Annotated in this window: 12 protein-coding genes; 7 read left to right on the top strand and 5 right to left on the bottom strand. The window is 44.6% G+C overall.

The window, feature by feature from the left end; genetic code table 11:
* Nucleotides 1-109: 109 nt before the first annotated feature.
* From KHO06_RS20655 to KHO06_RS20670, 4 genes are all read right to left on the bottom strand, one after another.
* Nucleotides 110-586 carry a hypothetical protein gene (locus KHO06_RS20655; protein WP_045395589.1) on the bottom strand — a complete coding sequence of 159 codons (477 nt, stop codon included), beginning with the start codon at nucleotides 584-586 and terminating at the stop codon, nucleotides 110-112.
* Entirely contained in the window at nucleotides 577-1404 is an 828-nt protein-coding gene (locus tag KHO06_RS20660; RefSeq protein ID WP_212583285.1) for a hypothetical protein, read from the bottom strand. Before KHO06_RS20660 ends, KHO06_RS20655 begins: the two co-directional genes overlap by 10 nt.
* Nucleotides 1379-1645: a hypothetical protein gene (locus KHO06_RS20665; protein ID WP_077201821.1), complete on the bottom strand. Its 267-nt coding sequence runs from the start codon at nucleotides 1643-1645 to the stop codon at nucleotides 1379-1381. Before KHO06_RS20665 ends, KHO06_RS20660 begins: the two co-directional genes overlap by 26 nt.
* Before the next feature lie 239 nt (nucleotides 1646-1884).
* Nucleotides 1885-4116 carry a hypothetical protein gene (locus KHO06_RS20670; RefSeq protein ID WP_212583286.1) on the bottom strand — a complete coding sequence of 744 codons (2232 nt, stop codon included), beginning with the start codon at nucleotides 4114-4116 and terminating at the stop codon, nucleotides 1885-1887.
* A gap of 534 nt (nucleotides 4117-4650) precedes the next feature.
* Here KHO06_RS20670 and artP point away from each other — a divergent pair.
* The 5 genes from artP (at nucleotide 4651) to KHO06_RS20695 (ending at nucleotide 8278) form a co-directional block, all read left to right on the top strand.
* Nucleotides 4651-5379, top strand: coding sequence for an arginine ABC transporter ATP-binding protein ArtP (artP, locus tag KHO06_RS20675; RefSeq protein WP_280519535.1), 729 nt, complete (start codon nucleotides 4651-4653; stop codon nucleotides 5377-5379).
* Nucleotides 5380-5467: 88 nt separating this feature from the next.
* Nucleotides 5468-6211: an arginine ABC transporter substrate-binding protein gene (locus tag KHO06_RS20680; protein ID WP_005431576.1), complete on the top strand. Its 744-nt coding sequence runs from the start codon at nucleotides 5468-5470 to the stop codon at nucleotides 6209-6211.
* A 1-nt stretch (nucleotide 6212) separates the two neighbouring features.
* Nucleotides 6213-6902 carry an arginine ABC transporter permease ArtQ gene (gene artQ, locus KHO06_RS20685; RefSeq protein WP_038889357.1) on the top strand — a complete coding sequence of 230 codons (690 nt, stop codon included), beginning with the start codon at nucleotides 6213-6215 and terminating at the stop codon, nucleotides 6900-6902.
* Entirely contained in the window at nucleotides 6899-7567 is a 669-nt protein-coding gene (artM, locus tag KHO06_RS20690) for an arginine ABC transporter permease ArtM (RefSeq protein WP_005431471.1), read from the top strand. Before artQ ends, artM begins: the two co-directional genes overlap by 4 nt.
* Nucleotides 7568-7705: 138 nt before the next feature.
* Nucleotides 7706-8278 (top strand): protocatechuate 3,4-dioxygenase, encoded by a 573-nt coding sequence (locus tag KHO06_RS20695; RefSeq protein WP_212583288.1) that lies wholly within the window; start codon nucleotides 7706-7708, stop codon nucleotides 8276-8278.
* Between the two features lie 9 nt (nucleotides 8279-8287).
* On the opposite strand, the gene KHO06_RS20700 is transcribed toward KHO06_RS20695, so the two are convergent.
* On the bottom strand, nucleotides 8288-9118 hold the full coding sequence (locus tag KHO06_RS20700; protein WP_212583289.1) for a LysR family transcriptional regulator: 831 nt from the start codon (nucleotides 9116-9118) through the stop codon (nucleotides 8288-8290).
* A gap of 118 nt (nucleotides 9119-9236) precedes the next feature.
* Between KHO06_RS20700 and KHO06_RS20705 the strand changes: the two genes are divergently transcribed.
* Nucleotides 9237-9884: a glutathione S-transferase family protein gene (locus KHO06_RS20705; RefSeq protein ID WP_212583290.1), complete on the top strand. Its 648-nt coding sequence runs from the start codon at nucleotides 9237-9239 to the stop codon at nucleotides 9882-9884.
* A gap of 243 nt (nucleotides 9885-10127) precedes the next feature.
* Complete coding sequence (locus tag KHO06_RS20710) at nucleotides 10128-11561, top strand: alpha/beta hydrolase domain-containing protein (protein WP_212583291.1); 1434 nt, start codon at nucleotides 10128-10130, stop codon at nucleotides 11559-11561.
* Nucleotides 11562-11939: the final 378 nt, after the last annotated feature.

Raw genomic sequence — 11939 nt, forward strand, 5'->3', positions numbered from 1 at the left:
TCGAGCGTCTCCATTTTTATTTTATAAATTGTCGTCGTTATAATGCCTTGTCAAAACAGCATAAGCAACCGAGTTGGTATTTGGTGCTGTTGGAGTCCCGTTGTGTCGCTCAAAGTACGAAGTTGCACTGAGCTGAATCGGTTTCGTTGTAGACAGAGAGTGCGAGCGGAAGAGGTTTGCTCTCATCATAGAGGCGCTCAATATTGCTTTGCACGCTCATGATGTAAAGCTTTGGCGTCGATAGGTGTTTTACTTCCTTACCATTGAGGAGAAAAACAATATCATCTTGTTGAAGGTATTGAGCAAGTAGGTATTTGTCACTTGCGTCTCTACCTAAAATACTCACCATGACGGGATTAGAGCAAGACTCGTTTTGAAGTATATAGATATAACTACTCTCATTGGTGTTCATTGGTGTTTTGTTTTTGATACGCCACTCACTCCGCGCCACGCTTTCGATAAACTGTTGCTCTAGCGCGACATGTTCTAGTGTCGACATCTCCTGAGTATATCTCACCACTTTTAGAGAAAGGCTGATCAAAGCCAGCGCCAAGATCATCGCGAATGAGAGCGCTGTTAATCGCATGCTTTTTTCTCCTTTTTGCAAAATGAGAAAAGAAGTGGCGTCACTGAGAGTAAAATAAGAATTGTGTTGTAAATATCAGCACCCAAGCCTTCGTGTACGAAAACGTAGGTTGGGTAATCAATAGCCATTACGCCAATTCTTACAACGTTGGTCAGTGTTAAGAGGATGAATAAAATGGCCAGCCACTTAATGGGCAGTGAACGATTCCCAAGCAGAAAATACATTGATACCCAGCCAAGTAAGACGAAAGAGCAGTTGGAAAATACAGAGCAACCGACGTTGATGGAAAGGTCATGTCCATTGTGAAAGAGGAGATGATTGGTATAGACCGTCATTTCTGGGTAAAAGGGCGCTAAGAATGTCCCTATGAGCCAAGTTTCTGCATGGAGAATAAAACCACTGACTACCTTAAATATGCTGTTTTGCCAGATGAAGGTTAGCGCTAGCATAATCAAGAGAATGATAGATTGGTGGAACCTGTCGGTTTGAATTCGGTAAAGAAGACTCGCGAGCAGCAGCCCTATCCATGATGCCAGTGAACTCGGGATCATCATAAACAGTGCCAAGACTGCCATTGGAATGCCAAGTGCTGCGGTATGGTTTTGATTTTTATGGTGTAAATAGACGAAGACAAACAGAGTAAACACAACTAATGGCGATAAAGGGAAATTACCTGCGTCTTTGGACCAAACGACAAAATCGCTTGCGAGCCCATTCGCGATGGTGGCTAAAACCAATAAGATAAAGGAGGTTTCGTTAAAAACACTCCTTCTCTCCGAGTCACTTGCTAAGTTACTTGAGCTCTTTCTCTGAAGCATTGTGTAAGTCTCTTCTTCTTATATAAAGGCCAAGTAATGTTGCGCTAAGCAGAATTCCTGCTCCTGACCAGTTAGCTGACAGGTTGGGCATTGGTGCGCTAGAGGAGGATATCGAGCTACCTGTACAATGCGGATTGCCAACATGATTACCATTACTACAAACTGCACCTGGTACCGCATAACTATATGAAGTGAAAGACAGAGCACCTAAGATGAGTGCTAATTTTGAAATGGTTTTCATACTTTTTCCTTATCAGTTACTTAGTTGCACATCTCTTCTCAAATTGCCTAATATTTTCTCAATATGAGAGAAACACGAGCCAAAAGAGCGTTCAAAATATTCACTGCAATGAATATTCCTGAATCCGGATATTTGCAGTCTCAAAAGTGAAACTAATGGTTTTCTGTTAAAGAAGCCAAGACTGAAAGGAGGCCGTCGATACCAATACGATATTGAAGAAATCGCTCACCGAATGTTGATCAATAAAGTAAGAACAACCCCTCATAACCGCCGATTTCAATGTGCGAAACGTAGTCACCAATATTGCCGTCTTTGTCTACGGGCCTCATCGGTTTGTCTAATGTGATGGTAATTTTTGGCGCGGAGAAATAGTCTGCGTTTTTGCCGAAGAAGTCGGTGCGATATAGCACACGCCCGTTGGTGAACTCACGTGCTAACACCATTTCTGATGGACCTTGAGCGACGACATCTGTGCTTGAACGATAGGCAAAGTATGTATAGGTGGGATAAAGATAAGTAATGTCTCCGGGTAAATCAGCGTGCACGACTTCATTCATGGTGGAATCGCCAATGATTGTATAATCGGACTTTGTCGGTGTGCTAGTAGACATCATAAGTGGTACCGCTTCAGAACCTACAGGCATTAGATTGGCAGGTTCGCCCAAGTCGACGGCGAGTAAAGCACTGGGTTGATAAGCGATGTTTTTTGGTACGCCAGCTTTCCAGAAGTTGTCGGCGGTAGTGTTGTTACTGCCATATAAGTAGCTACTGTTCCATTGATTAAAAAAGCTACGCTCTGGATGGTGGTTTAAATAGAATGCCGCCAGTGAAGAGTATTGGTCCTTTTTCCAATTGTCTTCTGTGTTACCAAAGTACTGAACGCGTCCATAACGTGTCGTCGCTTGGTAAATTACCTTTTGGCCCGCTTTGGCGAGTGCAGAATTGTCCCAAAACTTCGCTAAGCCAGCATAGCCACTAAAGCCAGTAGATGGGAAAAGGTAGTGCTCACGTAAGTACAGAGAGCCAGCGTCAACCAAGTGGTTTTGTCCATTACGACCGAATAAGTTCGCCGTGCCTATGTTGAGACCAATTAACGCATCCGCATCCAGCGTTGCCAGTTTGTTTAAGAACGCCGAGAATTGCGCTTTGTAAGCATCGTCAGCAGCTTGGCTGCCTGCCACCAAACCAAGTTCATCCACCGTACCACCGGAATAAACGTAGAACTGATTTGCTCCAAGTAACTTATTAGTATCGTCGTTGTATGCACCGTTTAAGCCTTGTGTTGCCCATTTCGCTTGGTAATAGTCATTCATTACACTTGCAAAGGTAGGGTGGCTTAGGTTGGTCAGTGCCCACGAAGAAGATTGATTCCACATGCGACCAAATGGAATAACGCGTGACTCCCAACGAAAACGGGCAGTTGCATTCTTGTTAGAGCGACTCTTGAACTCTTGCCAAGAAAGATAGTTATCTTGATTTCGATCTGCCGATTCGTCAAAACCTCGAATTTTTCGCCAGCGCTGAATAGTCTGTCCCTCTGGTGTCGCCGTTGGGGCACCAGAAACATTCACGACAGGGAAGCTATCTTTTAGCTGGATGTTATCGAGGTGAGGGCGATTATCAATGTTATCGTCATGCCAAGTAATTCTTGCTACATAGAGTCGACCACCATCGCGCAAAAAAGTAGAACCAAAATACTGACCGCCGCCATAGGTTTTTCCGCTGCCATCGTGCGTTGTGGCTCGAGCCCAATCCGATGGAACATGCCAGTCTACGGTTTGATCTTTGGTCATGCCGTGCGTTTTATCTTTGTTAATATCAAACGGCTTCCACTCCGATACCTGACCAAATGAGTCTATGGCAGAAGGGTATTCAATCGTGAAGCTGCCGCCTTGAGCAAACTGGGAGAACGTAAATGCTAAGCGGTCGAACTTCTCTGAGTGATAAACATAGAGAGCACCACCATTATTCGTCTGACCAAATACGTCAGCGTCCCATGGTGGTTGTTGATATAACCAAAAGCCTGCGTGGTCAGCACTAGCCGTATAACCAACAATCATTGGTTTTCGATTGAGTAGGGTATTCTCGCCATGGCTTGAGTCGACTTCAGCGAGGATAGTGTCTTCCGAAAAATGAAGAAAAAAGTCCTCATAATCGATGTTATTTGTTTCTGCTTGGTTACGTATATCGTTTTCCAGCCAACCTGAGTTAAGTTCCAGCTTTTGGTTGTACATATAACCAATCGCATTCACGCGTTCGTTATCGCTTTTATTTTCATATGCGCCAAAAACGACATCGGCATTATCTAGTTCCCACTCAAGCGCTGCCGCTGCAGAAACCGGTGCATCTTGTAGATCAACACCTTGTTCATGCAGCCCCGGTAAAACGATTGCTGTGGTTGACCATGTCACAGGTGTAAACAAAAGGCTCAAAGAACCCAGCGCAAGCAGCGCAGAACGATATGGCTTCATTATTGATTTGTCCCAATCAAAAACTTCGATTACTCAAATTGCGAGTCAAATTAGAAGAAAGTATTGGCTATCGGTCAGACCAATTCAAGAAAGCACAACCGTTGCTTTGTTGTGATGAATTTTTTGTATGGTGAAAATGTTAAGAAACTTATCTTCTTACAAAGTGAGTACTGTTTGTCTCAATGTTGGACCTTGCATAATCGAGGAAATACTACGCGAGATTTTTTCTCAAAATGAGAGAGAAAGTGCGATGATGAAAATCACTTACTCCCTTTCCAGACAACACTCCCAATCAGCGTTGGTGGGTTGCACTAAATAGAGTTTCTATTGGACTGAATAAGCCAGCTTAACCGCTGGCTTTTTTGATCAACAAATACGGTTAAAACCTCACTCATTGCACCAGTCAGATACTCTGCTTGGCTGGTTGTTTCTTATACAAAAAATTAACAATCTAAATTTTTATACATTTTTATTGCATAAAATATCTTTCTTGCTAGTATAAGTCCCAGATGACAATTAATGCAGTATGGCAGCATGAGTATTCAAGTTAAAAGTATCGATAAGTCTTACGGCGATACCCAAGTTCTACACGATGTCAGTTTTAATTGTGAAAGCGGTGAAACGCTGGTGTTACTCGGTCCAAGTGGTGCAGGGAAGAGCTCTCTGCTACGTGTTCTTAACCTTCTTGAAGGGGCGGATAACGGCCAGTTAAACATCGCTGATGACGCATTCGACTTTTCAACTGAAATCAAAGAGAAACAAGGTTTAGCGCTTCGTCGTAAAGTGGGCATGGTGTTCCAACAGTACAACCTATGGCCACACATGACAGTGATGGAGAACCTGATTGAGGCTCCGGTAAAAGTCTCTGGCATGGATAAAGAAGAAGCGAAGAAGCAGGCAATGCAAATTCTCGCGACGCTGCATTTGGCAGACAAAGCGGATGCATGGCCGATGCAACTTTCTGGCGGTCAGCAACAACGTGTGGCGATTGCCCGAGCCCTGATGATGAAACCAGAAGTCTTGCTTTTTGATGAGCCTACCGCGGCGCTTGACCCTGAAATCACGAACCAAGTGGTCAAAATCATTAATGATTTAAGCGAAACCGGAATTACACAAGTCGTTGTGACTCACGAGGTGGATTTCGCCAAGAAAATCGCTAGCCATGTTCTATACCTAGAACAAGGACACATCGTTGAACACGGTACGCACGACGCATTTGTTAATCCGCAAACCACTCAGTTTGCCGATTACCTAAATCACTAAATTACGTTTTTAAAGTTCAGTCTATTTAACAGATAAGCTCGGCTGTCATTGCGAGTGTCAGCCCACTAAGTACACACGGAGTATTGCAATGAAAAAGATTCTACTAGCTTCACTAATCGGCCTTTCTTCTGCAACCATGGCAGCGAACGCAGCAGCACAAGAAGAAATCAAATTTGCGATGGAAGCGACTTACGCACCGTTCGAATACATGGATGAAAACAACCAAATCCAAGGTTTTGATGTGGATCTGGCGAACGCACTATGTAAAGAAATGGAAGCAAAATGTACCTTCCACAACCAATCTTTTGACAGCCTGATCCCTGCATTAAAATTCAAGCGTTACGATGCGGCTATCTCTGCAATGGATATTACTGACGCGCGTTTGGAGCAAGTGAACTTTTCTGACCCTTACTACGACAACTCAGCAGCGTTTGTTTCTATCAAAGAAAAAGTGGCTGACCAAAAAGCACTAGAAGGTAAGCGTGTTGGTGTTCAAAACGGTTCAACACACCAAAGCTACCTGATTGAGCAAATGCCGGGCGTAACAGCGGTTCCTTACTCAAGCTACCAAGACGCATTCATCGATATGAAGAATGGCCGTATTGATTCTGTATTCGGTGACACAGCAGTCGTAGCAGAATGGTTCAAGAAAGAAGACAACCTAGCGTATGTGGGTGAGCACGTCACTAACCCTAAATACTTCGGTAACGGTTTCGGTATCGCAGTAAACAAAGGTAATGATGAGCTAGTAAACAAGCTGAACACGGCACTGAAAACAGTGAAAGCGAACGGCGAATACGACGTAATCTACAACAAGTACTTCGGTAAGTAATATGGCACTAACGGGTTACTCTTTATCGCTTGTTCAAGCTAGTTGGATGACCGTCCAGCTAGCCTTCACAAGCCTATTAGTCGGTTTGATCCTGGCAGTGGTATTCGCCAGTGGTGAAATGTCTCGCCGCGTTTTCGTTAAATGGCCAATGACGGCGTTTGTGACGATTGTACGTGGCTTGCCAGAAATCCTTGTCGTGTTGTTCATCTATTTTGGTTCGACGCAGGTTCTGTTTTTAATCACCGGCGACTTTATTGAAGTTAGCCCGTTCTTGTCTGGCGTGGTGGCGTTGTCATTGATCTTCGCTTCTTACGCTTCTCAAACTCTACGTGGCGCATTGAAAGCCGTTGGAAGAGGGCAGAGAGAAGCAGCAAGTGCACTCGGCATCAGTCAAGCACACGCTTTCGTTCGCATTGTTTTGCCACAAGCAGTAAGACACGCACTACCAGGTTTAACTAACCAATGGTTGGTTTTGCTGAAAGATACCGCGCTTGTATCACTGATCGGTGTGACGGATTTGCTGAAACAAGCGCAGCTAACGTCTGCAGCGACGCATGAAGCGTTTACATGGTATGCAACCGCTGCGGCGATTTACTTAGGCATTACTTTGATTACGCAACGTGCCGTCAAACTGATTGATAAGAAGTTCTCAATTCAAGGCATGAGCATGGGACAGGAGGCAGCTGCATGAACGAACAACATGTTTGGCAAATGCTGGATGGCTTAGGCACTAGCCTCCAGTTAACCGCCGCTTCCTTGGTTGTGGGCTGTCTTTTAGCTTTGATGATGACGCTGACTCTGATCCTACGTACTCCGGGTTTGCATTGGGTAAGTCGTGGCATCATCACCTTGTTCACAGGTACGCCTTTGTTGGTACAGATCTTCTTGGTGTACTACGGTCCGGGTCAGTTTGATGCTGTAAGAGAAAGCGTATTCTGGACATGGTTAAGCCAACCTTGGTTCTGTGCGATGTTAGCGCTAGCACTGAATACCGCGGCATACAGCACTCAGTTGTTCAAAGGAGCGTTTAACGCGATTCCTTCCGGTCAATGGCAAGCGTGTCGTGCTCTGGGGATGAACAAAGCCGCAACGCTGAAAGTGCTGCTGCCTTACGCTATTCGCCGTGCTGTTCCGGCTTACTCGAACGAAGTGATTTTGGTCTTCAAAGGCACGTCACTAGCAAGCACGATTACGATCATGGATTTGATGGGCTACGCGCAGCGCATTAATGCACAAACTTACGATACGTTGACGGTATTTGGTATTGCAGGTGCATTTTATTTAACGGTAAATGGTGTGCTAACTCTCATTTTCCGTCAGGTAGAGAAGAAAGCATTGGCGTTCGAAGCCGCATAATTCTTCAATCAGCATTTACAATTTAGTTCCACAGTGCCTCTGCAAATGACTCTCTAGCAGGGGCATTTTTTATATTCGTCATGGCAAATCGCTCAAGTTCCACCAAACTTAATTCAACGCAATTGCATTGGTGGCATCATGGAAAGAAGAGACTTTTTAGCGCTGTGGACATTGTTGTTCGCCCCCTCTTTAAAAGCGAAAACACCAATGCGGCCAACGCCAGCACAAACAGAAGGGCCATTTTATCCAGTAGTAGATATTCCTCTTCGTCAAAACTTGATTCTGCAATCAGAAGGCTTGGTCGGTGAACCTATCGTGTTACAAGGCAGAGTAGTAGATACATCGGGAAACCCTGTCTCAAGTATCAAAGTAGAAATATGGCAATGCGATGGGCAGGGGATTTACGATCATCCTAAGCAGCCAAATAACGATAAGTTTGATGCTCACTTTGCTGGCTTTGGCGCTGCAGAAACTCAATCGGATGGTCGCTACTTATTCCAGACTTTGTATCCCGTGCCTTATGCCTCTCGTCCGCCGCACATTCACGTCAAGTTGTGGCGGGATAATCAAGAGTTTCTGACCACTCAGTTGTACTTAAAAGGCAATACTGGCGATGAATGGTGGGGAGGCAAAGCCCGAGATTATCTACAGTTTGAGACTATACGAATCGACGGGCGATTAACGGGTGAATTCAACTTTGTGATTGGCTAGGGAATCCTGTTAAGCTATTAACGCAACCAACTGCGCCAAGCATTCTTTATCCAGTATCGGATGAGGCTCGACGCCTGTGACCAAAACGATATCCACGGAAGGCAGCGATGGCATATCGTTTAAGATCTCGAGATCATCGCTAACGCTAATACTGCCCATAGCACCGATAGCCATACCTGAACGTACAATTGCTCGTTGTGCAGAGGCCGTATTGCAACACGCCAGTAGTTGATAAGGAATACCACGTTTGGTTAATCCATCGACGGCCGCAGCATGGTATTTGCAGTCGGTTTGGAATAGGGCGAGAGGGAGAGGTTGGGCGCGCTCGATGTCAAAATCAGGATGAGCAATCCACACGCCTTTGTCGCTTGCTAGCCAGTAACCTTCTTCACTGTCCGGTGCTCTTGTCACAATAGCGGCGTCTAGCTTTCCTTCATCGAGTTTTTCTCTCAAGGTGATGCTTGGCTCACTGAAGACTTGAATCGAACACGTGGGTTCAGATTGTTGTAATACACGAATGACTTTAGGCAGGATATTATCGTTATAGTCTTCTGGGCAACCTAAGCGAAGAGGGCGCTTATTTTCATAGCGTTTCACCTGTTTCAGCGTTTGATTGTGTAAGCTAACTAGTTGCTCTGCATGAGAGCGTAGTGCTAATCCCGCTTCACTTAAGACAAGGTTACGCCCTTCTTTTTCAAACAAACTGACGCTGAGCTCGTCTTCCAGCTTACGCATTTGTGCACTAAACGCTGATTGGGTGCGATTGATCTGTTTGGCTGCACGAGTGAAACTTCCCGTTTCTACAAAGGCAAGAAAGCTACGCAACGCATCGATATCCATATCTAAAACTCATCCATCGTTTTTGTTGAAGTGTTCCATCAAAACTATCCGTTAGTCCCCTTAAATACAATCAGATATTGTGAATGGGTACTCAAAACACGAACCGCATGGAGGCGTCATGAAACTGTTTATTGCTAACCAAAACTACTCGAGCTGGTCACTGCGCGCATGGCTGATCTTTTCTCAATTCAAATTGGATGTGGAAGTCACCAAGCTCAAGTTATTCACGGAAGATTTTTACAAAACCTTGGAAGGTATTACACCAACCGCGAAAGTACCTACATTGGTGGATGGTGACGCAACCGTGTGGGATTCATTAGCGATTTTGGAGTACGTTAACGAGCAGTACTTGCAAGGTAGAGCATGGCCAAGTAAGTCTGCAGAACGGGCTAAAGCACGCGCCATCGCCGCCGAAATGCACTCGGGTTTCTTTAACTTAAGAAGCGAACTCCCAATGAACATCCGCGCACGCAGAAAAGTCGATCTAACGGATGGCGCGCGTAAAGATATTGCTCGTATTGACGCTATTTGGGCAGAGCAAGCCAAGCAGTATCCGAACGGGTGGTTATTTGGAGAATGGTCGATTGCAGATGCCATGTATGCACCTGTGGCATTGCGTTTCCAAACTTACGGCATCGAGCTATCGGAAGGTGCTAAAGCTTACCAACAGAAGGTGCTAGCAAGTGAATCTTTACAGCAATGGTTGGAAGAGGCGAACCAAGAGACGGATATCGTAGAAGAAGATGAAGCAGGGGTAGAAGTCTAAAAAATCGTGTGTGAGAAGTAGTTGGTCGATATGGGCATTGAAGCCACATTGTTTCGTGGCTTCAGAACTCGCATGGCTGTTGCAGAAACAAGCTATCATTAGAGATGTCAGGCATAAAGGTGGCATCCCGAGTAATAAGCACAATCCCGAGGTGGTTGGGCGTATCTTGTTGTTAAAAATAAAAATAAAAATAAAAATATAGATACGTCAACGAAAGTAAATCTACTTCGATGGAGGATTGGTATGCGACGACTTACTTTTAGGAACATCGCTATTGGATTGTTATTAATGATTCAATCCATGGCGCATGCTTCGACGCTAAATGATGTGGATATACAAGAACAAGACGTTGGGAATAAACCGTATTATGTGATTTCCGCTATGTTTGCGGGGGAGGTTGAAGAGCCTAGCCAAACAAGCTCACCGTTTAGTGTCCCTGTCTCTTTAATGATTCCGAAGCAAAGCTGTAATCAGGTTGCGATTGTTGATGTTGTAAACAGCGTACTTTTTGAATTCCCACCCACACCACTTGGTTACATCACGCTAAATATTGGACAAATAATACTCGGAGAAAACTTCATTTCGGGGAGAGGTGAAAACAGTTTTATTTATGCGAGCGTTATTTGGGATAAAAACGTGGTAGACCAGACGAGTGGAACGATCGTTAAGGGGACGGATGGTTATAGCATCTTGCGACAGTTTGCTCATTTTTTAAAAACGAATGAGGTCATTCCCATGTTGCAGCTCGAAACTGACTGTGACATAAAACAAACGATTGGTTTCGGTTGGTCGCAAACTGGTAAGTTGCTAGCGACCATGCTAACGGAAGAGCTCAATGGGAGCATAGAAAATCCCGCCTTTGATGGCTTGTTCCTTGGTGTCGCTGGTGGCATTTGTCGTCATTTAATTAATGATGTGTTTCCTTGGCGATATACTTCTTGTGCAAAAGCGCCTAATAAGCATGTCCCGACGGTCGCTTACAATACACAAAGTGAAACAGAACTTGCTCGCGGAGATGGCAAGTTAAGAAACTCAACGTCGAGCTTAAGTGTTTATGAGTATGCTGGTCTGGCTCATATTGATAAGCAGTTTTTGCCATTTGAAGTGTTGTTTGGTGGTTTAGGGTTCAACTTTAAGCAAAACCCAATTTCTGTTGCGCCTTCCGTTAGAGCCGCGTTTTGGAATCTATATTTGAAAGTGAAAGATGACGTCCCAACACCGAAAAGTCGTACGCTTTTTTCAAAGCCGGATCCTCAGACATTCGTTTCGTTCTTGGATCTAAGAGGGGATGACTCTCTATTGAGTTGGAGTGGTGGTCAGGTATATATCACTGATTCGAATAGAGATGGCTTCGCCGAAGGCGGGATACGTCTTCCTCACATGCCTAGTTCAAAGCAAAGTCCATTCTCATCTAAGATGGGGGCTCCATTAGGTATCTATGGCGGTATTGATTACAGCTATGCCGGAGGCCCTGGGATCTTCTTTGCTAACGGTGGGACATTTTCAGAATATGACGACGAAACATTGCTAATGCTTTATCCAACCAAGCAAACATACGTGCAAAGAGTTGTGTTATCTGTATGGTCTTTGATCTTTGAGCGCTATCTTTTGGTTGAAGACGGAATGATGCTCATAGAGCAAGCTGAGGCATTGCAATTGCCGATATGGGAGCCTTAGTCTCGGTGGGACAGGTAAGGGTTCGAACATTAAGAGCCTCACCGAACGTGAGGCTCTATTCAAAAATACCTTGCTTGCTTTTCATGCTTACTATTCATGTATTAAGCCACTTCGGTTTGCTCGAAATGATTTCTCTGCATTGCTTGCCACTAATGAACGCTGCTTTATTACTTTCAGGCTGTGTAATCGCATTAGTGGATTCCAGTGGTGTACTCTCTTAGCCCCCTTTATTCCTCTCTGTCACGGGAAGATTTGACAGTACGCTTATCGTTTTCTGAAGGTAAGTTAACGTCCTAATCACGCTCCTGCATTTAAACTTTGTGTTCAACGAGATCAAGAGCTATTTATACAAAAACACATCATAATGTTACAATTTCT

Origin of the sequence: Vibrio sp. B1FIG11 (assembly GCF_905175335.1) — a bacterium.
Lineage (GTDB): Bacteria > Pseudomonadota > Gammaproteobacteria > Enterobacterales > Vibrionaceae > Vibrio > Vibrio campbellii.

Excerpts from the sequence above, each read along its gene's own strand:
- KHO06_RS20705 (WP_212583290.1), top strand. The coding sequence starts at position 9,237 with ATGAAACTGTTTATTGCTAACCAAAACTACTCGAGCTGGTCACTGCGC.
- KHO06_RS20655 (WP_045395589.1), bottom strand. The coding sequence starts at position 586 with ATGCGATTAACAGCGCTCTCATTCGCGATGATCTTGGCGCTGGCTTTG.
- KHO06_RS20700 (WP_212583289.1), bottom strand. The coding sequence starts at position 9,118 with ATGGATATCGATGCGTTGCGTAGCTTTCTTGCCTTTGTAGAAACGGGA.
- KHO06_RS20695 (WP_212583288.1), top strand. The coding sequence starts at position 7,706 with ATGGAAAGAAGAGACTTTTTAGCGCTGTGGACATTGTTGTTCGCCCCC.
- KHO06_RS20665 (WP_077201821.1), bottom strand. The coding sequence starts at position 1,645 with ATGAAAACCATTTCAAAATTAGCACTCATCTTAGGTGCTCTGTCTTTC.
- artQ (WP_038889357.1), top strand. The coding sequence starts at position 6,213 with ATGGCACTAACGGGTTACTCTTTATCGCTTGTTCAAGCTAGTTGGATG.
- KHO06_RS20670 (WP_212583286.1), bottom strand. The coding sequence starts at position 4,116 with ATGAAGCCATATCGTTCTGCGCTGCTTGCGCTGGGTTCTTTGAGCCTT.
- artM (WP_005431471.1), top strand. The coding sequence starts at position 6,899 with ATGAACGAACAACATGTTTGGCAAATGCTGGATGGCTTAGGCACTAGC.
- artP (WP_280519535.1), top strand. The coding sequence starts at position 4,651 with ATGAGTATTCAAGTTAAAAGTATCGATAAGTCTTACGGCGATACCCAA.
- KHO06_RS20710 (WP_212583291.1), top strand. The coding sequence starts at position 10,128 with ATGCGACGACTTACTTTTAGGAACATCGCTATTGGATTGTTATTAATG.
- KHO06_RS20680 (WP_005431576.1), top strand. The coding sequence starts at position 5,468 with ATGAAAAAGATTCTACTAGCTTCACTAATCGGCCTTTCTTCTGCAACC.
- KHO06_RS20660 (WP_212583285.1), bottom strand. The coding sequence starts at position 1,404 with ATGCTTCAGAGAAAGAGCTCAAGTAACTTAGCAAGTGACTCGGAGAGA.